Genomic DNA, 20,303 nt, shown 5'->3' on the forward strand with positions numbered 1-20,303 from the left:
TGAAAGTGTTTATAGATAAAATTAAATTTAATTTCTTTGATTTACGGGCGGATAACTCCATTTTAGTGATTTGTTTTAATTATCTATTGAATAGCGCGGATATAAATTTTATATATTAATTTCGATTGAATTTTGAGTGAAATATTGTGTTGTCAAATAAGATAAAAAGTTCGTTTTTACCTTTAGTCATTTTTAGCTCGTGTGTTGCTGCAGAAAGCGAATTTGTCATTGAAGACATTTTAGATGGGCAGCAAGTTTCGCATTTTGCCTTAGGTGATACCGATGGGGATGGCTCCGATGAAATAATTTTTATGGACCAATATGGAAACGTAAAAATAGCCAAAAATTTAACAAACCCAAATACGCTCAATATGTTAGTTAATACAAGGTGGAGTTTGTCGGAAAATTGGAAGTTACAATTTCTTGATCAAGCTTATCCGAGTACAGATATCCGCGTTGCAATGACTTATGAACATAATGGTAATGTATTTAAATCAGGTACAGGGATAGCTTCTAAGAAAGATGGGAAAATAGAGGTGAACATCAATGGTTTTTCTGGAAATCCAGCAGTGACGATTAATTATGTCTCTGTTGCAAAAGGAACAATGAAGGGTAGTTATAAAGATATTCAGTATAGTGGTTCAAGAAGTTATCCGATGAATGCACGTAAAGAATAATCATTACCTAAGTTAGCGTAAATTATATGCGCTGATCCTGTTTAATTATTTCTATTATTGGTTTTTTTCAGACTAAACGTTAATCAAGGTAAAGCAAGCTCTGACCCAGCTTGTTTTACCTATCATTTTATTTGCTTGAGGTAACGAGAAAGTGCCTCCACTAAGTCTGACTTAATCAGTGGTTTCGTTAACACTTCATTTGCACCTGCCTCAATAAAAGCTAGAGTTGATGTTTGCATGATATCGGCAGTCCAGCCAAAAATAACAAGGTCATCATGTCCTGCTTGTCGTATTTTTCGAACTGTTTCCAAACCATTCATTTCCGGCATATGGTTATCAATAATGAATAGGTTGAAACCGCCTGATTCTAAGTGTGTTAAAGCCTCAAAGCCACTATTGCAGGTAACGCACTCTACGTTTAATTTATCCAAGAATCCTTTGGCGATGATAAGGTTCATTTTATTGTCATCTGTCACAAGAATCTTAAATGGAGACAGATCGACTTGCTCTGTTATTGGATGCTTATCATCTTCAGCCTCAATTGATGGTAGGTTTATGACAAAGCTGAACTTGCTTCCTGTACCAAGCTCGCTTCGTACAGTAAGTTTGCCGTTCATCAAGGTCACAAGTTTATGGCAAATTGCCAATCCAAGTCCGGTCCCACCATAGTGCCGAGTTGTTGAGACGTCTGCTTGTTCAAACTCATTAAAGATTGAGCTCAGTCTTTCTGCTGGGATGCCGATGCCTGTGTCTTCGACCATAAACCCCATCGCTGAGTGAGCCAGTGGATTGATACTGACAGTAATTGAACCGCTCGCTGTAAACTTCAATGCGTTCCCAACTAAATTTAGAATGACTTGTCGTATCCGAACTGAATCGCCCCTGTAGACAGAGGACGTATTGCTGTTATCTAGTAAAGAAAACTCAATCCCTTTTTCTGAGCATAAGGTTTGATAAGTGTTTAATACGGGATTAGTGATGTCACACATTTTGAATGAATGCGAATCAATTTCTAGACTGTCATTCTCTATTTTGGCTAAGTCTAGAATATCGTTAAGAATGGCAATTAAGTGCTCGCCTGAGTCGAGGGCTAACTGAAGAACTTCCCTTTGCTCAGCTTTTTCCAAGTCTTCAACCAACATTTGTAGAATACCCAGCAAGCCATTCATTGGAGTTCTAATTTCATGACTCATGGTCGCCAAGAATAGTGATTTTGCATCATTTGCCTGGCGTGCATTATTTGCTTGTTCTTCTAACTCCTTCTCAAGCTGTTTAAATTCTGTGATATCACGTTCAATGGCGATAAAGCGTTCGACGTCACCTTTAACATTCCTTAAAGGTACGATATCAATATCAATCCAGTAGGGAGTTTTGTCGATCGCGTAATTCAATATTTCCGCTTTAACTTGGTTCCCCTGTTGAATCGCAGAACCTATTCGATTTGCCGTGCTAACAGAAGTCCCTTCACCTTGTAGAAATGAGCCTGGTCTTAACCCTTTTATGGAGTCTAAGCGATAACCTGTCATTCGTTCAAAAGCGCTGTTTACCCACTCTATACGCCCCTTATTATCAGTTATCACAACGCCATCTCTGGCTGTCTTGACTACGGTGGCAAGAAGGTGACTTTCTCGTTCTTGCTCTGCTAACCGCTTGTTTGATTCCTCTAGTAGCTTTTTAGAACCTGCCAATTCTTTATGTGGGTTAACGAACAATTTTTGCCCGAGAAAAAACACTAAAACAGAGCTGAGTACTAAGACAATCAAAAGCCCATTTAACAGCTCCTTCTGTAAGCTTGAGAGCTGGTCGGTAACAAATAAGCGGCTTACCCCTTGGGTTAATACTAAGCCTCCTCTTGTTAAAGCCGTTTGAGTCAATAACCAGTCTTCTTCATTGTATTTATTTTTAATTGGTATGTGTGAATCATGGCCATGTGAGTGTGTATGCGAGTCATCTTCTCCAATAAGAGATGCTATTGGTGAGCTTATTTGACTGAGCTCGTACCAACGCTCTCGGTTCGTGACAAACGAGCCAAAGAAATCATCATAATCGACAGCGGTTTCACCATATATCACGCCTACGAAATCACTGCCTTGAAGTAAAGGCATAAATAGTTTGAGACAAATATGATTGGTGTCATCGTGCAAAAGGTACAGAATGCGATCGTCGACTTCTTGATTCGCAATTGCTTCAAAGATTGCTTGCTCTTGCTTTGATGCAGGGTGACGAAACGTATCTTCAAACAACAGCTGACCGGTGCGGTCTCGCACGGCAAATTGCATTGATTGGTTCTGTCCCTTGAATCGTTCAAGATGAAATGAGAGCCGTTCTATATTAGAGACCGATACTGCGTCGATGACCCCTTGGTATTGCGAAGCTAAAACAATACGGTCTTCTGCAACCTCGAGATACTTTTCCATAAAAATTTTGGCAGACTCAAGCTCAAAGCGACTGTTACCGCTCTGAAGTTGTTTTACGGTCGATTGGCTGTGATTAGAAAGCACATAAAGTGAAATGCCACCGTAGGTCAAAGACGTGAGCAAGAGAAATAGCACAAGCAACACTTTAGGGCTGATTAAAGATAGCTTAGTCATACTTAAATGACTTCCATGTTATTTTTTGGAGTTATATGAAAAATATAGGATAGATATCTTGTCTATGGGCTTCTTTATCCTTTTTGTCGAATAGAATGGACGATGACTAATTCCATTCTCATTGCCCTTGATTAGCCGAGATATTGCAAAACTTCCTTAAATATCTATGTTTAGCATAGGAATATCAATACAAAATGGTCATTAAAGTATGGATGCCACTCCCGTCAAAGTTTTGTTTGTGTGCGTGAAGAAAGGTGTAAGAGCGGCTATCTCCAAAGCGATTGTCGAGCTGCAATCTAATGGGATGATACACGCTAGTTGCTTTGGTTTTGAGCCAGGACCAACCCCCCAAGTTCTCTTAGATGAGTTGTCTAACATGCTTGACGTTGCAGTCATTGTTGAGAGTAAAACATTATTTGAATACAGAAAGACCAATGAAAAATTTGACTACGTGATTACGCTTTGCGACCAAGCAAGTAATGAGCAGTGTCACTTGTTTGTTGGATGTGTCAACCTGGTTTGCTCTCACGTGCCCCATAGGCTCCATTGGGCCATCCCCAATTTGGCTGGTGCAATAGATCTGCCAGAGAGAGAAAGAGCGCAGTTTGTAAGAGGTGTTGTAGAACAAATAAATTTAAAAGTGACGAAACTTGTGGCAATAGCACAAGCAAACGGCTAAATGGTCTCTCTGTTTGGTTTAACGCGGATTTACTCACCTTACAGGTAATTTTTTTCTTGTCTTTACCTGTCCAAACGCGAAGCTGGATTCAATTGAAGCAATATTGGGCAGGCGAGTTAAATGTTTGCGAATAAACTGCTCGTAGCTTTTTAGAGACTCACTCACCACATGCAATAGGTAGTCGTGATTCCCCGTCATTAGAAAACACTCCAACACTTCATCAATCGCTTCAATGTGCTGCTCAAAGTCTCGCATGTTATCTTCAGTCGGCTTTTCAAGCTTTACCAACACAAACACATTTACGGGCAGGCCGCACGCTTCTTGGTCGATACTGGCGTGATATCCACGAATGATTCCTTGTTTTTCTAGTGCTCGAACTCTGCGTAGACAAGGGGAGGGGGAAAGCGCGACGCGGTCGGCTAACTCTTGATTGGTGAGTCGTGCGTTGCTTTGCAGTTCAGCCAGTATCTTTTTGTCGATCTCATCCATTGGCATATTCCATCAATATAAAACCATATTCGGCAATATTATTGCTCAAAGTGTATGTCTTACTTCGTAAATAGCAATCTTTAACATCTATGTAACACTAAAATTAAAGGAGGTACAACAAGGATGGAATGACTTAGCAATTATGAATACTGCAACTCAACTTAGCCCACTGCGAAAAACCACCAAACATGAACAAGCAGAAGCCCTTGCCATTGAGCAAGCAAAACACTTTGGTATTGATCCAAGTAGCGATTACGGCACCACGCTGGTGGAATTGGCGACGACACTGTACAAAGCCAATACCAAAACACATGATCTTTGGGCTTTGACGGTTGATGGCCTTTCAGAGCTAGATAAGAGTGACCGTATCGCTTGGTTCAATGCCAAACGCTTTTTGTCGTTCCAGATCGCTAAGATCCTCGATAACCTGCAAAACCCGATGCGTGCGACTTACCAGTCTATTGCGACTAACAATGGTAATTTCGCCTCAAAAGGGGCGTATCCTATTTTCGACAATGTGGCGGCTATCTTTTCTGCCAGCCCGGTTATTACTCGCACGGCGACTTATCTGTTTGCCTGTACTGAGTGGATTGAAGATGCGTTCAACGGTAAAGAGCCACTTCACGATATTTACTCTCGATTGCTGAACCCAACATCAATCTCTCTGGCAAACCATATGGTTGATCTTGAAGCAGGATCGAGAGCCAACGAGTACCTTGCGTGGAACTTTAACTCGGGGATGGCGGCCATAGATGGCTTACTCAGTCACTTGCTAGGTCATGAAGATATTGTTTTGGCTTCACGCAACATCTACGGCGGTTCTTATCAGCTGTTAGAAGATTGGTTTGGTAAACCTTCGAACCTCAATGTCGCTGTCGAGTGGGTGGATGGTTACTCCGGTGACGATTTTGCGGCTCGCCTTGGTGAGGTCGCACACAAGTATGCTGATCGCCTCGCTGCAGGTAAGAAGATCTATGTCTATCTTGAGTCACCGTGTAACCCACATGGCTACGTGTTAGATGTCGCCAACATTAGTAAGGTGACTCATTCTCGTGGTTGGGATGTGATTGTGGATTCGACTGTAGGTACGCCGCTGTTACACCCAGTTCTCAAGCGTGATGATGTGATGGAAAGGCCGGATTACGTGATTCACTCGTATACCAAAGAGCTGGCCGGATCTGGCACCACTACAGCAGGTGTGGTGATTGGGCGCAACGAGACCATGTTTGTGCCAAAAGGAGAGGAAGTGACTTTCACCAAGCCCAATGGTGAGGGGGTGACGATTCCTTGGAATGAAACCCTGTTTTGGAATGTGTATTACATTAAAGGTGCCTTCTTAGATTCAGACAAAGCGTTTGAAGTGCTCAATGGCATGAAAACTTATGAGATGCGTGTGGTGCAGAAAACCATTAATACGCTGACTCTAGCGAAAATTTTTGATGCTCACCCAGACATTAATGTGTCTTGTCCTGCTTTGCCAGACAGTGATAACTACGAACACTGTCGAAACAATATGTACTTAGGGCTGCCAGCCGCACTGTTTACTATCGATATGGAAGGGAATGGTAATCGAGCACCAATCAATCGAGATGGATTTAAGCAGTTCTTCGACGTGCTTGAACCCGCTATCGGTATGCAAGTAAGTCTTGGGCAAACCAATACGGTGGCGCTGTGTCCTGCATTGACCACTCACTCAGAACTGAGCGACGAGGCACTCAATGAGGCGGGAATCAAGCCAACGACGATGCGTATCTCGATTGGTTTAGAAGATCCTCGCATGTTCATTGCACACATAATCGAAGCCGCTAAGTTATCGATTGACCATAAACATGTTGATTTCTCATCGAGCTTCCCAAGTAACGAGCACATCGACGAGATCTATATGCAAACTTATATGGACGTGCACCAAAGGTTTGTGAAGAGTCTGCCTAAGTTCAGTCAGCTGAGTCAGTAAAGGCGGTTAGAATTCCGCGAAAGCAAATCAAAAGTATGGGTAAGTAAACCCTCCAAACTTTTTCGCCGATACAGTTCCGGCATCGAAACTTCTAAACCCGAATAGAGCAGCATGCCTGTTTTCAGAACTCGAATCATAATTTTCACCAGTGGGCCAATTTGACAATTTGCGTACCCAGATAATCCGGTCATACGCCAAAACGGTTGATCATAAATCGCGAAGATTTTCTCATAGGCAGCCATTCATGTGGGTGTTCTTGTCATAGCCTCCAGTGCCGTTGTTGGAAGCGCAGGCGTAAAGCGGATGTTCGTTCCAATTAAACGGTGAGGGAGCGCAAAATAGTGTTACCACTTTCTAAGCGTATGAGGTTTTTCTGTTGTAGAACATCTAATACAAACTCTAGCCCTCAATGCAAGTAACTAAATGTAATTTTAAAGGAACATAACTCTCGCATTACTTTAGATGGTACAGTGGAAAACATAGCACTTTTTAGACGTTTCGTAATGGATATGCGCTAACAATATGTTTATGTAGCGCTATGCTAAAAAGTGAAACTGAAAAAACTAGATGGAGCGACGATTATCATGCACGAGTCTTCATTGGGGCATAAATTCATTAAAGTATGCTCCCGTTCTGCATTAGAGGCTACTCGATGACTAGCCTTCGATCAGAGGGAGTAGCAATATGCTGCCCCAAGAAGGATAGATTTGATTTTATGTACAGTTCAGTTGGGTTGAAGCGCTTTATTCAAGAAGAGAGACTGAGACGCATTCACTATGCCTATCTAAAGAACAAAGGGTGGTTGTAATGTGATTATATATATGAATGGCACAATAGAGATTTGTGGTGAGGTGTAAACTTGGTTGGATTATTGAACAATGACAAACCAAGTTTAACTCAACCGGCTTGTTGCAAAAAGCTCACGCCCCAGCAGACTCTAGCTATGATAATCACTGAACAGGCTTTATAATCGAGTTTGAATTCTAAAGGTGACATACACACTCTAACTTATGGTGTGTCGTAACCTTTGTATTTCTCTAGTACCATGAACACCGCCAATCTTAGTGATCTGCTATCCGATTAACGTTGGTTTATGCATTACACTCCCATGTGCTACGGTTTGTCACACAATTAAATTTAGAAACAAACGCCCGCTTTATATTCTTTTTAGTCATTAAGAAAAATTACCTCAGTAAGTTTGTTTAACGTTTGTATCCTCGCGTAAGTTTGAACCATCTGCACATGTAATTTCTTTAACTCAATCGTCCTCGTAACAATTATTTCACTTGGTACATCGCGCTTTTTGACAGTAAAGGCTTACAGTATCCATACTGTTCTTTCCAATACGCGCTTTAACCGTGCACCTTCTGGTGGCTCTTATATAGTGATCGAGATCCAATAAATTACGATGAAATCAATCGCGATTTATAAAATAGTTGAAACGCATATATCAACTAAGTAGCATATAAATAAAAGGAGGTTCAACTTGAATAAAGAAAAAAGAAAATTGGATTATATCGATCGGAAAGAGAAAAAAATAACACTTTTCGAGAGATTTCGTGCTGTGTTAACTGGTAAAAATAAGAGTAAAAGTAAAAGTAAAAGTAAATCATCCATATATCCTTTAAGGTAATAAAATGCCAAAAAAAATATTTTTATGGGGTCCTGCTAGAAGCGTATCCACTGCCTTTCTTAGAGCATTTCAGCAACGAAATGACACAATCGGATTGTTCGAACCATATACCGATTGCTATTATTTCTCAAAAGATAGAAAAACAGACATGTATGGTGGAAAAGAAGAGCTATGGGAAAGAACTGGACCAATAGTTGAAAGTGAATTTAAGGACTATCAATCCGAAATATTATTTATTAAAGAAATGGCATATTTTGGCCTTCCTTATATAGGAGATGAAATTTTTAACGAATCAGTGCACACATTTATTATTAGAGACCCTAGATATACGCTTTACTCAAGGAAAAAAGTAAGGAAAGACACCATAGGTGAATGGGAATTCGGCTTCACAGCATTAAAAGAAATGTGGGACAAAGTTAGACATAATGGAAAAAAAATTATTGTTGTAGACGGTGATAAAGTGAGGGTTAACCCTGAGTTTTATTTGAGGAAGTATTGCGAAGAGCTAGGTATTCAATTTCAAGCTAGCATGCTCTATTGGGATGACGGAAACGTAAAGAAATGGGAAGAACACGAAAAAGATGCACATGCAAGGTTTCATAAGACTCTAGAGTCATCTAAAGGTTTCATTAGTGGAAATAGCTTTAAAGAAGAGCTGGAAATGAACTTTAGTAAAGATGAGTGGGGTATGGTTAATAGGGCTCTTGATATTTATCACGAAATGCTTCCTCACAGTATAACTGAAGAATAATATCACTGCTCAGTTATATACTGAGCAGTATCTAATAAAAGTAGTCTTGTATAATGATAATTTTTAGTCTTTTTCTATGTTTTTACATTGTAAACTTTAATATTCTCTTTGTTTTTTCCCTTACGCCATATCTAAGAGACGTTCTAGGTTTTACAAGCGTAGAGGTAGGTATCTTTGTATCGATATTCTCTGCGACAGCATTTTGTATCAATTTGTTGATTGGACCAGTTATCAATAAAATTGGATATAGAAATTCTATAGTTTATGGTTCTTTTCTTTGTTCTATTATTTTCTTTTTACATGCACAATTCAAAAGTAGTGAAGCGCTAATTTTTTTAAGGTTTGTTACTGGGTGCATTATGCCTGTGATTGGTATTTCAATTCTACCATATATTAATAGTCTTTATGCGAAAGAAGAGTTAGTAGAAAAGACTGGTCGTGCTATGGCTGCATCGTCTTTAGCCCAGATTACATCTTTGCCTATTGGCTCATTAATCGGCGTATATATGGATTGGTCAACACCTTTTTATTTAATATCTCTATTGCTATTTATTTCTTTTTTGATTGGGTTTTTCTTTATAAAGGAGGGAAGGCCAATTAATAAAAAAATTGATGTCGGCTACTTTAAAGTTTATTCTATTCTTTTAAAAGAAAAAGATCACTTAAAGGTTGTTATATCCTTCATAATGATTGTTTTTTCTATTTTTCTATTAATAACTACATTCCCGACTTGGTTTTCTAATTCCTTCAGTGAAAAAGGATATGAGACGCCGCTAGTTCTTTTATTTTCAGGGCTGTCTGCTATGATTGGTTCTAACTACTCTTATCAGTTCGGTACTCTTATAAATAAGGAAAAACCGGCATTAGGCTTGTTGGTGCTGTTAACGATTTTTTATGTGCCAATATATATTGTTTTTGATACATTTGGAATTTTAATTTCTTCAATTGTGTTCGTTGTATATTCAATGTTTAGACAAAGTTTAATCCCTCATTTGGCTACAAATTTTTTTAAAATAGGGGGAAAGGAACAAAGTACACATGTTTCAGCAATGTTTAATGCATCAACTCAAATTGCAATCTCTGCATCCGCACTAGTATCGGGAATTATATATTCCTGCTTTGGGATGAACACCCTGATTTTAATATCTGCACTAATTTCACTTTTGTCAATTACAACTTTAAGGAAATAGATAAATATCATGCACATTTTATATTGTGATTGTAATCCCTCTGGAATAGAGAGTATGGCGAGGGCTATCGAGAATGGACATTATGTTTCATTTCTAGAGCAGACTTCACATAATTTTTATAATAAAAATGAACGTTACCAAAGTATAGTGAGCCAAATAAGTAATATTTTTAGAGTTGACGTGTTAACCGATTTTCAAACGCTTTACAACGCAGTGGAAACGATAAACTCGTATCGTAAAATTGATGCGGTTATTGCTCCATGTGAGCCGTCACTAGAAATGATCAGTCAGGTATGTCAAGAGCTTGGAATAAAATTTACCTCCCCGATTGGTGTTCAAAATGCTCGGAAAAAAGATGTTGCTCGTCACTTACTAGAAGAGAACAATTTAGAGTCAGCCAAATACGCAAAAGTTTTCAGCTTAGAAGATGCTATTAGTTCAGCGCAAAAGATTGGATATCCTGTTGTAGTTAAGCCAACAAGTGGATTTAACAGTTGGATAGCAGAGACCGTTCATACGCAAGCACAATTAGAAAGCTACTTTGAGAATGCGCTCGCTCAGTGTGACTCAGTACCTGAGGCTTATAAAGAGCAATTTAATCGTGGGATTTTAGTTGAAGAATGTCTCATTGGTACTCTGTTATCAGTAGAAATTGGCTTTGATATCAATGGGAAACGGCAAGATATCATAATTAGTGGAAGAGCGCAGTCAAGAGAAAATGAGTGTATTGAATTAGGCTCATTGATCCCTGGAAATGTTACAAAAGAGCAAGAGGCCGCATGCTATGAATATGCTGAAAAAGTGTGTAATGCGCTAAACTTAGACTTTGGTATTTTCCATATTGAAATCATGCTAACAGACCGAGGGCCTGTGTTGGTAGAAGCAAACCCAAGGTTGATGGGTGGAGTGATGCCAACAATATACGAATATGCGATAGGTAAGCCAGTATTTGATTATGTGTTCGATTTGTATGGTTGTAAGGCTTGCGATAACAACTATCCTTCAGCACAGCAGACTGTAACAGTGCGAAAAATAATACCACTAGAAGATGGCAAAATAAATCAAGATATTAATCTCGAATGGTTGCATCATCATGATAATATTTCCATTTTTTATAGAGATAATATTCAATCATGCCAGCAAGTTACCGCAGGCCAGTTACTAGGAAGAATTCTAGTAAAAGGTGAAACTTTTGATGCTGCTAAAAATACCGCTGATCAATTGTTATTGAACATTGAAAATCAGATTGGATTTAAACTTCATCACGATATTTAGAGTTATTATGAAGATTAAAATTGATGGCTTTGAATTAGTTCAAAGTTTCGAAGAGCATTATGAGTATTTAGTTAAGTTTGGCGAAGAAGTAAAAAAATATATTGATTCCAATAATAGTTTAGCGGCTGAATTAAGCCAATCACTCAATGCCAATAATAGCCTGGAACTGTTGAAAACATTGCTGAACTCACCAAGTGATTTGCCAGAGTTGGCTGGTACGCTCTGTGAGGTTGAGCAAAATTTTCTTATAAATAACATAATTCCTTCTTATATCTACATACCAGATATATTTGCGCATTTATCAACTCCCCAATATGCTAACCAGGTTTGGAGTTGCTATCTTCATGGTGTTTATATGCATCTTTCAGAGGGACTCAATAGCTCGGAATTGAGTAATAAAGTGAGAGAGCTAATAAAAACCAAGGATATTGAGTACGTAGATGTTCGAAACTTCGCGTTGGTGATCCCATCATTATTATCAGGTATGAGTTTTAGCAAAAGCTTAAACCCACTTAACTTAATAGGATTTTGTGTTTACTTATTAAAAAGCCACAACAGCAATGAGCAAAGCTTTTTCATGCCTAGTATGACTAACTTGCTCGGGCAGCATCGCTACAAACTGGTTTTGCAAAATATATCAAGTGCTATTGATTTTTTGGAGAGTGAAAATCAAGATTTAGATGTTAAGTTTGAGCTGGCTAAAGGGTACGTGTCTGCAAAAACACTTTTTCATGAACTACTTAATAACTTGAGAGGTGTTTTCAATTTAAGGGGCAGTGTACATGAGTTACGCATGCTTGACGTTCTTAAAAAAACACATAAATTCGGTGCACCTTATCATCAAAACGTGAAAACTAAAGAGTGTCCTCTGAGCCAAATAATGGAAGAAGGACCAGAGAGCTTTATCCAATTTTTAGAAAGCAGTGCGTACATTCGCAAGGGAAAACCAGAAAAAAGCCCGCTAACTAATAAGTTGGTTGCTTTCAAAGGGCCCATGTTTAGAGTTTTCTGCAAAACAGAGCTTGAAATTATAAATACATGGATTACAAAAACACCTGAATTTTCTAATTCAGAGCATGTGGATTTTACCATTGAAACATCTTTCCCCATATCCTTTGAATTTGCACCGACTAATGAAAAAAGGGCATTCAAAGAGATTGAATTTAGAAGGCTTTTTAATTCGCTCGTTAACAATAGATATGAAGATAATTATGATGAGGTGCTATTCTTTGTTGATAAGTGGTTTAGGCTATCGGAACTTCAGCTGAGGGGAAATACAAACCTACCGAGCTTTAGTTACGATAGATATAGTATTGATAAGTGGTATGAGACACACGTCAATAACGAACTATTGTCCTATGTTCCTGTAGATAGTTTAGAAGAAATTCCTACAAGACAAGACGTGGTAGACGATGCCGTAGCAATTCTTCCCATGATCTTAGCAGACGGTGGCTGGATTTATAACTGGCTTCGTGAAGGTTTCAGCGGCTTGTCTTTTACCAATACTATACGCGCTATTTACTCGGATGAAATTGGTAACGGAGAATTTGAGCTAAATCATCACAACATATATAAAGATCTTATTAATGAAATGGGGTATCAATTTGATGACTTTAAATCAATTGAATTCGCAAATGATTGCCGCTTTGATGAAGGCTCTTTTTACATTCCCTGCCTCTGGCTAGGAATGGCCATGTATCCAAGACGATATTTACCAGAAACACTAGGTCTTAACCTCGCTATGGAGTTGTCTGGTGTGGGAAGTACCTACAGAACAGCAAAGGAGTTAATGGAGAGGTATGGGTTTAGCACATTGTTCGTAGACCTGCATAACACCATAGATAATACAGCTTCAGGCCATGCAGCTATGGCCTATGAAGCAATTGTAAAATTTATGGAAGAAACAAAAACAAATAATTCAATGAAAGTGGATGAAACGTGGAAGAGAATATTAATAGGTTTTAATGCTCTCTCTGCGGAGGTGTGGAATAGAAAGACAATCAAAAAACTCCAACATAGAAAACCTCTTTCATTTGTTCAAAAATACCTAGGAGTATATTCATAATGTCGTACATATTAGGCCTCTCTTGTTATTTTCATGATAGTGCTGCGGTGATAATTCATAATGGAGAAATCATTGCCGCTGCACAAGAAGAGCGGTTTTCAAGAAAGAAGCAAGATAATCGTTTTCCTGTAAATGCTATTAAATTTTGCTTGGAATCTGCAAATATCAAAATGAGTGATGTGGATGATATCGCTTTTTACGAAAACCCTAGATTGAAATTTAAAAGAATTTTACTGACTCACTTGAGAAATGCACCAAAAGGAGCCAGCGTTTTTGCTAGCTCAATGAAAGAGCGTTTAAGCGACGCATGGAAAGTTAATAAAAAACTCATTAACGATTTTAAAGAGCATGATCTGTATTGTAATTATTTTCCAGAGATAAGCTATGCAGAACATCATCAGTCACATGCCGCTTCTGCTTTTTACCCTAGTCCCTACGAAGAGGCGGCTGTGTTGTGTTTAGATGGAGTTGGCGAGTTTGCTACAACATCGCTTTGGTTAGGCAAACAAAACCAGTTGATCCGCAAGTGGGAGATTGAATTCCCTCACTCTCTTGGATTACTTTACTCTGCATTTACCCAATATTGTGGTTTTAAAGTAGATTCAGGTGAATATAAAGTGATGGGGTTAGCGCCATATGGTCAGCCAGTATATAAAGATCTTATTTATAAGAAACTTATTAACGTGGCAGATGATGGTAAGTTCACTCTAAATACCAGATATTTTGACTATGAAGTTGGTCATAGTATGGTAAATGAAAAGTTTGAAGATCTATTTGGTGGGCCTTGCAGAGAACCTGAGTCTGAACTGACTGAAAAAGAGTTCAACCTTGCAGCATCTATTCAAGCTGTCACAGAAGAGGTAGTTTTAAAGCTTGTTAAATCTATCAAAGAAACAACAGGCGTAAATCATTTATGTTTGGCAGGTGGAGTCGCGCTGAATTGCGTTTCAAACGGTAACCTTGTCCGCAGTGAAGTGTTTGATGATGTATGGGTTCAACCTGCTTCAGGAGACGCAGGCTGTGCACTTGGCGCTGCTTTACTGCTGCATTATCAGAGTAATCGAGTCACACGTTTTGTAAATCCAAAGGATAGCATGAAAGGCAGTTATCTTGGCACGTCATATACGAATGATGAGATTAAAGAATTTTTAGAAAGTAAAAATGCTAATTTCACATTTTATGATGAAGGTGAAATATACAAAAAAGTTTCTCAAATTATATCTGAAGGAAATGTCATTGGTTGGTTTAGAGGCTCGATGGAATTTGGACCTAGGGCATTAGGTAGTCGTTCTATTTTAGGTGATCCTAGAAATGAAAAAATGCAAAAAAATCTTAATTTAAAAATTAAGTTTAGAGAGTCATTTAGACCATTCGCGCCAATTGTATTAAAAGATGAAGTTAGCAAGTGGTTTAACATGAAAGGGGTTAGCCCTTACATGCTGCAAGTCACTAATATTTTGGAGCATGTAAAATTACCTATCAGTGACGATAAACAAAACTTGTTTGGGATAGACAAACTTAATGTGAAACGTTCTTCAATTCCGGCTGTAACTCATGTCGATTACTCAGCTCGAATTCAAACAGTGGATGGTGACTTCAACAAGCCTCTACACACACTATTAACCGAATTTAACGAATTAACTGGCTGTCCGATATTGGTTAATACTTCATTTAATGTAAGAGGAGAACCTATCGTAGAAAGCCCAGAAAATGCATTTAAGTGTTTTCAAAGAACTAACATGGACTATCTAGTATTAGGTAACTATGTATTAAGTAAAGAAAACAATGAATCTGAGCTAGATGATCAGTCATGGATGAGTGAGTTTGAATTAGATTAAGGATTAGTTATGAAAATTATATATATATTGTTTTTTTATGTGCTTATTTTTCCACTGGCCATTTTGGCTAAAATACTTTCAGTAAAGAAAATTAATAATTCATGTTCCTTTTTTAACAAAGAAGTTGAAATGAAAAAATATAACTAGAATAGAGGGAAAGCTATGAAAGAACTCAGTCATGATGAAGCGGTTAAACTTGTATATAAATTAACGCCTCAAATAAAAGAATATGATGATTTTATGTACATGGGAGTACGTTGGCTACCATACACTATGTTTTTCCAGCACCCTGATTACAAGTCTGATGTTATTAATACTGATGCACTGGGATTTCGAGTGTCTCACAATGGAAAGCGAGAAATTAAAGTATCATCCCATAATAAAATTAATACCACCAACTTGATTGTTGGTGGCTCAACGGTTATGGGAACCGGCGCTTCGAGTGATCAATATACGTTGTCATCTCAGCTAAGTAAAATCAGAGGTGAGGACTGGTTGAACTTTAGTTGTAGAGGCTACAATGCCCGGCAAGAGATGCTGTTGTTTTTAATGCATAAAGAACGTTTTGAATCTATTGATAAAGTAATTATATTTAGTGGTATGAATACACTTTCTCTTGAAGGTTTACCAAGTGAGTATGCATCAGACAATGGAAGGTACTATTATTCTTTCGAGTTCGAACATTATATGAATAAATATAATGAAGATTTAACAAATAGAAAAAATGGTTATTCTGACGAAGTAACGGGTAGGAATATTTTCTCTAAAGTTAAGCAAAGAATCAAAGATGCATTCGAAGAAGAAAACCCAGTGGATAAAAAAATATTCGATTCTGGAGAGAATGTAATAGAAAGGGTTGAAAGAGCTGCGGATGAAACACTTAAAAACTTAAGAGTATGGAAAAGTTTATTAGTTGAGCATGGCTCTAAACTTATATTCATACAACAGCCACTCGCCTCTTGGACTAAAGATATTTTTACTCAAGAAGAAAAAGAAGTCTTCCACGCAATAGATAGCTGCCCAAATAATTTTTGGAGATTATTTGGGCATATATTAGGTAAAGAAATGCATATGGTATTTTCAGATAGAGTTAGAGAGGGTTGTCGTAAGTTAGAAATCCCGTATTTTGATATGAATGAAGAGATTGCTACAAGCAGTTATTGTGATGATTATATTTTCGTCGACAGAGTTCATTTTAATGATTATGGGCATGAGAAAGTTTCAGAAACTATTAGTAGTCTAATAGACAAGATAGATTTTTAGCTTAAAGTAGTTTTATTCAATATAATCGGATGGCTTGCAGCATAAGGCGGCATAGTTGACTAAACCCGTTAAACTGTTCCTAAATCCTGTGCCTAGCTCCTATGTATTAGAAGCATAGTGATGTTCTGGGGTAAGTTAAAAATAAGCTTGTTAATTGAAGAAAATATAATGAATTCTAGTGAAAACTAGCCTTTTAGCATTTGTGGTTGACCGCTTAGCCGTTTAAGGATTGCTGTGCAATAATCATTATGGAAAACGTGTTTGAGGCTTTCAATTTTCTTCGATGACTAAAGGAATACTTTTTTATACTGCGTTCGCTCAAGGCTTATGCTATATTGTATTTTCATTAACAGATGCCTTCTTGTTCGCGACTACATCAGTACTAGCGAGTGCTGGATCGCTACACCGCTATATAGCAAAACTAAGGCCTCGCGTGTGTGAGGCCTTTTGAGTGCTAGGCAATGGCTATAGAGCAATCCCGAATAAACGGTTTACGATTTGGTTTCTTTCTCGAAAAATACGCGAACACAATCAGGATCAGACTCCTTACGAAAAATCGTCCATCTATTTTTAAGGTAAAAGTTCATTGCTTGAGTATTGGCCTAAAAGGTTTTAAGTGTTGGCTTGAGGTTACTACTTAGTATAGCCTCCCCAGCAAACAACAGCAAAATAGCACCAATGCCTTTAAACAGCTGTGCTGGCCGATACCATCATACTGTGGATTAGGTCATCAATAACTACGACGTTACCAATAACAGATTCGCTATAGTCCTCGGCTACAAAGGTATTGCCAATATGCTTGTCAATTTCATCTCACTAGTACCACTTGATAGGTAGCCATTGACCATTTCCTTACCCATGAAACTTGTGTAGTCCGCGCTGGCAGCATGCTTGGATAGAACTTTCAATGAGTGAACATCACTCAAATTTGCTTGTCTAGTTTTCATCTTTCATAACCCGCTAGTAACTATAAGGCTAATCTACCCTTAGTGGTTTTGTAAAAATTTAACAATAACATGACTAAAGTCACCATATAGATCAATAGAAAGATGCTTCTCGCTTAAGTAACGTTTGGGTGTAACGCCAATTACTTTCTTTAACTGTCGTTCCAATGTGCGTCTAGACATCGGCAACAAATCGAGGCTTTTGCCTTCGTTGATGTGCAAGCGAGCCTCATGAACACTTTTCCATATTCTTTGATCATCAATGGAGGGAAAAGATCGCAGCTGTGACTCTATAATCTGGACTGTTGTTTCCGGACAATTGCTTTCATCTTGCTATTGAAAACAGGAAGGGAGAGGTTGAATGAGCTTCTGATTCACGCTCTCCGCTCGCATCAAACCTTATCCCAAAACACCATCAGTAAAAAACTTCACTCCTAATCGTCGGCCCGGATGCACATCATCAACATAAAGCTCTTCAGTGTATGCAGAGAACCAATGTCCAACTAGAACCTCAAATTCGAATCCGTTCTTTCGACAAACATGCTTGTCTTCCGAAGGAGACAGAATGGCATTGGCAGAGAGATTAGGAAGCAGCAAAGCAAACTGTTGGCTCGGCTCAGTTAGTTGCAAGTCCCAGATATACTCAACATATGGCGTGAGAAGATCTGATGTGGGTTTGATTTTCGAAGTATCCATTCGTTGATTATTTCGGCTGGTGGCCTATCTTATTCGCAAGCTCTTGCATAGCCTCGGCAAAGGTTGTTGTCTTGCTTTTCCCACCTTATACCCTTGGCATTTCCAATGCTTGGCGCTTTGCTAAAATCGCTTTATCGTCTGGCAGGCTAACCTTTACAGGCTGATGAATGTAACACCCTTCTAGTTGACCATCTTCGACCAGTTGATGGTGTTTCAGTGCGTTAATATCAAAATTCATAGTCAGTCTTTTCGTTTAAATGGAGAGTCACTGTGGCAAAGGCCGCAAGTATTTATAATTTGATTGTTTTTACCATGCGGCATTTTAATCATAAGAAACTAGTGTGAATACAGTAATCAAATACCTAAAAGCCAATCTCAATAGTATTACTTAACCGAATTACGATGGCATTGGGACGGAGTCATTCCAAATCTTTTTCGGAAAATCTTGCATAAGTAGCTGGTTTCTTTTACGCCGATCTCATCCGTCAGTTGTATCAAGCAATGTTTGGAATGGATTAATCGCCATTGAACGTGTTGTAGGCGTATCACCTGCCAATACTAGTGAACAGAAAGCTTAAACTGTTGTTGAAAGAGGCACTCTATGAGGCGGGAATCAAGCCAACGACGGTGCGTATCTCGGTTGGTTTAGAAGATCCTCGCATGTGCATTGCACACATAATCGAAGCCGCTAAGTTATCGATTGACCGCAAACATTTTGATTTCTCATCGAGCTTCCCAAGTAACGAGCACATCGACGAGATCTATATGCAAACTTATATGGACGTGCACCAAAGGTTTGTGAAGAGTCTGCCTAAGTTCAGTCAGCTGAGTCAGTAAAGGCGGTTAGAATTCCGCGAAAGCGACTCAAAATGATGAGAAAGCGCCCTCTTTATTTAATAAAATGAGGGCGCTTTAGATTTATCAAATATTTATATCAGTAATCTAGTTTTTCCGTGTAGCAATCTCTTGAATTACACGCTCTGCCGCTTCTAAGGCACCTTCGATAAATCCTCCAAACTCTTTTGCAGATTCAGTACCTGCAAAATAAATGCCCTGTTTTTCTAGTCGTTCTAAAGAAGCATGCAACCCATATTGAGGATGAGTGGAAGGGGGCAATTGATCCTCTTCAACGGCTGTGTAAATTTCTTTTGACCAGTCTAACAGCTTCACTTCGGTGGTGTTGTAAGCTTCTGGACCATAGATCCTTGAAAGCTGTTCAACCGCCATGGTTTTTAATTGTGCAGTACCTAGCTTCATTCGTGTTTCGGCATTGAAACCTATAAACCCGAATAGAGCAGCATGCCCATTTTCAGCACTCGCATCATGAATTTCCACCAGTGGGCCAATTTGACTATTTGCGTACCCTGATAATCCATTCTTCCGCCAGAACGGTTTATCATAAAGTGCGAAGAATTTCGCATGGGCGGCCATCCATGTGGGTGCTCTTTTCAGAGCTTCGAGTGCTTTTGTTGGAAGTGCAGGGGAAAAGCGAATGTTATTTGCAATTAAACGGTGAGGAAGCGCAAGAATAATGTTTTCACTTTCTAAGCGTATGGCCTTTTTTTGGTGGAGAACATCTAGTGCAAATCCTTGGCTCTCAGTATGATTAACTCCTTGTAATTGATGCCCACACTTAATGTTATCTTGGTTAAGAAGTGCAGCAACGCCCATGGTTAATTGTGCTATACCCCCAGAAACTCTCATGGACTGAGGTGCGGAAAAGAATTGATTAGGTACTTTGCGAACCCCCTTACCTCCCGCCTGCTCTAGCATCATGTCGCCCGTTTCGTATTGTTCTATGATTGGTAGTGATAGGCTATCGACAAGTCTCATAACTCGCTGATTTATTTGGGGCCAAAACCAAGAAGGGCCAAGATCAAATTGGTCACTTGGACTTGTTGCAGTCAAGCTCGAAGATGATAGGACTCTACCGCCGAGCCTTTCTCTAGCTTCTAGTAATAAGTAGCTATAACCAGTTTTTTCTAGGTATGCTGCTGTGTAGAGGCCGCTTAATCCGCCTCCTATTATAATAAAATCGTATTTCATTGCTTGCCTTGTATTTACCTATCTATCGGTAGGTAGTTTAGGCTTTTTTAAATTCGATGGCAATACCTATCAGTAGGTAGGTAAAAGTGAAGTTTTCTATTTGAAATATTCTTGATATGAACTTCTTATGAAAGGACACATTTCGACGGCTTTAAAGTGTCGAAATGAGATTCTATGTAGCTTATGCGCTAGCTATTGCAAAAGCTAACGAG

General features: G+C 38.8%; 14 protein-coding genes and 2 pseudogenes. 10 read left to right on the plus strand and 6 right to left on the minus strand.

What is annotated here, in order from left to right:
* Nucleotides 1–146: 146 nt before the first annotated feature.
* A complete protein-coding gene (locus A3712_RS18355) occupies nucleotides 147–677 on the plus strand; it encodes a hypothetical protein (RefSeq protein ID WP_063524601.1) in 531 nt (176 codons plus the stop codon).
* A 122-nt stretch (nucleotides 678–799) separates the two neighbouring features.
* Here the strand turns inward: A3712_RS18355 and A3712_RS18360 are convergent, their stop codons facing one another.
* Complete coding sequence (locus A3712_RS18360) at nucleotides 800–3,268, minus strand: PAS domain-containing hybrid sensor histidine kinase/response regulator (RefSeq protein ID WP_063524602.1); 2,469 nt, start codon at nucleotides 3,266–3,268, stop codon at nucleotides 800–802.
* Nucleotides 3,269–3,476: 208 nt separating this feature from the next.
* Between A3712_RS18360 and A3712_RS18365 the strand changes: the two genes are divergently transcribed.
* Nucleotides 3,477–3,947 (plus strand): arsenate reductase/protein-tyrosine-phosphatase family protein, encoded by a 471-nt coding sequence (locus A3712_RS18365; RefSeq protein ID WP_063524603.1) that lies wholly within the window; start codon nucleotides 3,477–3,479, stop codon nucleotides 3,945–3,947.
* 33 nt (nucleotides 3,948–3,980) lie between these two features.
* Here the strand turns inward: A3712_RS18365 and A3712_RS18370 are convergent, their stop codons facing one another.
* Nucleotides 3,981–4,436, minus strand: a complete 456-nt coding sequence (locus tag A3712_RS18370; RefSeq protein WP_063524604.1) for an Lrp/AsnC family transcriptional regulator — start codon at nucleotides 4,434–4,436, stop codon at nucleotides 3,981–3,983.
* A gap of 142 nt (nucleotides 4,437–4,578) precedes the next feature.
* Here A3712_RS18370 and A3712_RS18375 point away from each other — a divergent pair, with 142 nt between their 5' ends.
* The 7 genes from A3712_RS18375 to A3712_RS18410 all read left to right on the plus strand — a co-directional run bounded on the left by A3712_RS18375 (nucleotide 4,579) and on the right by A3712_RS18410 (nucleotide 16,405).
* Complete coding sequence (locus A3712_RS18375) at nucleotides 4,579–6,390, plus strand: PLP-dependent transferase (protein WP_063524605.1); 1,812 nt, start codon at nucleotides 4,579–4,581, stop codon at nucleotides 6,388–6,390.
* Nucleotides 6,391–8,027: 1,637 nt separating this feature from the next.
* Nucleotides 8,028–8,774, plus strand: a complete 747-nt coding sequence (locus A3712_RS18385; protein WP_063524607.1) for a hypothetical protein — start codon at nucleotides 8,028–8,030, stop codon at nucleotides 8,772–8,774.
* Between the two features lie 53 nt (nucleotides 8,775–8,827).
* On the plus strand, nucleotides 8,828–9,964 hold the full coding sequence (locus tag A3712_RS18390) for an MFS transporter (RefSeq protein ID WP_063524608.1): 1,137 nt from the start codon (nucleotides 8,828–8,830) through the stop codon (nucleotides 9,962–9,964).
* A 54-nt stretch (nucleotides 9,965–10,018) separates the two neighbouring features.
* On the plus strand, nucleotides 10,019–11,239 hold the full coding sequence (locus tag A3712_RS18395; protein ID WP_063524609.1) for an ATP-grasp domain-containing protein: 1,221 nt from the start codon (nucleotides 10,019–10,021) through the stop codon (nucleotides 11,237–11,239).
* Nucleotides 11,240–11,246: 7 nt separating this feature from the next.
* Nucleotides 11,247–13,304 (plus strand): iron-containing redox enzyme family protein, encoded by a 2,058-nt coding sequence (locus A3712_RS18400; protein ID WP_063524610.1) that lies wholly within the window; start codon nucleotides 11,247–11,249, stop codon nucleotides 13,302–13,304.
* Nucleotides 13,304–15,142 carry a carbamoyltransferase family protein gene (locus A3712_RS18405; RefSeq protein WP_063524611.1) on the plus strand — a complete coding sequence of 613 codons (1,839 nt, stop codon included), beginning with the start codon at nucleotides 13,304–13,306 and terminating at the stop codon, nucleotides 15,140–15,142. The genes A3712_RS18400 and A3712_RS18405 overlap by 1 nt, the downstream gene beginning before the upstream one ends.
* Nucleotides 15,143–15,304: 162 nt before the next feature.
* On the plus strand, nucleotides 15,305–16,405 hold the full coding sequence (locus tag A3712_RS18410; protein ID WP_063524612.1) for a hypothetical protein: 1,101 nt from the start codon (nucleotides 15,305–15,307) through the stop codon (nucleotides 16,403–16,405).
* Nucleotides 16,406–17,748: 1,343 nt separating this feature from the next.
* Here A3712_RS18410 and A3712_RS18415 read toward each other — a convergent pair.
* The 3 genes and pseudogenes from A3712_RS18415 to A3712_RS28925 form a co-directional block, all read right to left on the minus strand.
* Complete coding sequence (locus A3712_RS18415; RefSeq protein WP_063524613.1) at nucleotides 17,749–18,045, minus strand: hypothetical protein; 297 nt, start codon at nucleotides 18,043–18,045, stop codon at nucleotides 17,749–17,751.
* A gap of 7 nt (nucleotides 18,046–18,052) precedes the next feature.
* Nucleotides 18,053–18,283: pseudogene (locus A3712_RS18420) on the minus strand (hypothetical protein).
* 146 nt (nucleotides 18,284–18,429) lie between these two features.
* Nucleotides 18,430–18,594 carry an AraC family transcriptional regulator gene (locus A3712_RS28925; RefSeq protein ID WP_157618802.1) on the minus strand — a complete coding sequence of 55 codons (165 nt, stop codon included), beginning with the start codon at nucleotides 18,592–18,594 and terminating at the stop codon, nucleotides 18,430–18,432.
* Between the two features lie 33 nt (nucleotides 18,595–18,627).
* On the opposite strand from A3712_RS28925, the pseudogene A3712_RS18425 reads away from it, so the two are divergent.
* Nucleotides 18,628–18,882, plus strand: a pseudogene (locus A3712_RS18425) (Cys/Met metabolism pyridoxal-phosphate-dependent enzyme); the annotation flags it as partial.
* 105 nt (nucleotides 18,883–18,987) lie between these two features.
* Here A3712_RS18425 and A3712_RS18430 read toward each other — a convergent pair.
* A complete protein-coding gene (locus tag A3712_RS18430; RefSeq protein ID WP_063524615.1) occupies nucleotides 18,988–20,091 on the minus strand; it encodes a flavin monoamine oxidase family protein in 1,104 nt (367 codons plus the stop codon).
* Between the last annotated feature and the right edge of the window lie 212 nt (nucleotides 20,092–20,303).

This window comes from Vibrio sp. HI00D65 (assembly GCF_001635455.1).
Taxonomy (GTDB): Bacteria; Pseudomonadota; Gammaproteobacteria; order Enterobacterales; family Vibrionaceae; genus Vibrio.

Bases quoted from the DNA above. Each gene is read 5' to 3' on its own strand.
- A3712_RS18360 (WP_063524602.1), bottom strand. From the start codon at position 3,268: ATGACTAAGCTATCTTTAATCAGCCCTAAAGTGTTGCTTGTGCTATTT.
- A3712_RS18365 (WP_063524603.1), top strand. From the start codon at position 3,477: ATGGATGCCACTCCCGTCAAAGTTTTGTTTGTGTGCGTGAAGAAAGGT.
- A3712_RS18370 (WP_063524604.1), bottom strand. From the start codon at position 4,436: ATGGATGAGATCGACAAAAAGATACTGGCTGAACTGCAAAGCAACGCA.
- A3712_RS18375 (WP_063524605.1), top strand. From the start codon at position 4,579: ATGAATACTGCAACTCAACTTAGCCCACTGCGAAAAACCACCAAACAT.
- A3712_RS18385 (WP_063524607.1), top strand. From the start codon at position 8,028: ATGCCAAAAAAAATATTTTTATGGGGTCCTGCTAGAAGCGTATCCACT.
- A3712_RS18390 (WP_063524608.1), top strand. From the start codon at position 8,828: ATGATAATTTTTAGTCTTTTTCTATGTTTTTACATTGTAAACTTTAAT.
- A3712_RS18395 (WP_063524609.1), top strand. From the start codon at position 10,019: ATGGCGAGGGCTATCGAGAATGGACATTATGTTTCATTTCTAGAGCAG.
- A3712_RS18400 (WP_063524610.1), top strand. From the start codon at position 11,247: ATGAAGATTAAAATTGATGGCTTTGAATTAGTTCAAAGTTTCGAAGAG.
- A3712_RS18405 (WP_063524611.1), top strand. From the start codon at position 13,304: ATGTCGTACATATTAGGCCTCTCTTGTTATTTTCATGATAGTGCTGCG.
- A3712_RS18410 (WP_063524612.1), top strand. From the start codon at position 15,305: ATGAAAGAACTCAGTCATGATGAAGCGGTTAAACTTGTATATAAATTA.
- A3712_RS18415 (WP_063524613.1), bottom strand. From the start codon at position 18,045: ATGGATACTTCGAAAATCAAACCCACATCAGATCTTCTCACGCCATAT.
- A3712_RS18430 (WP_063524615.1), bottom strand. From the start codon at position 20,091: ATGAAATACGATTTTATTATAATAGGAGGCGGATTAAGCGGCCTCTAC.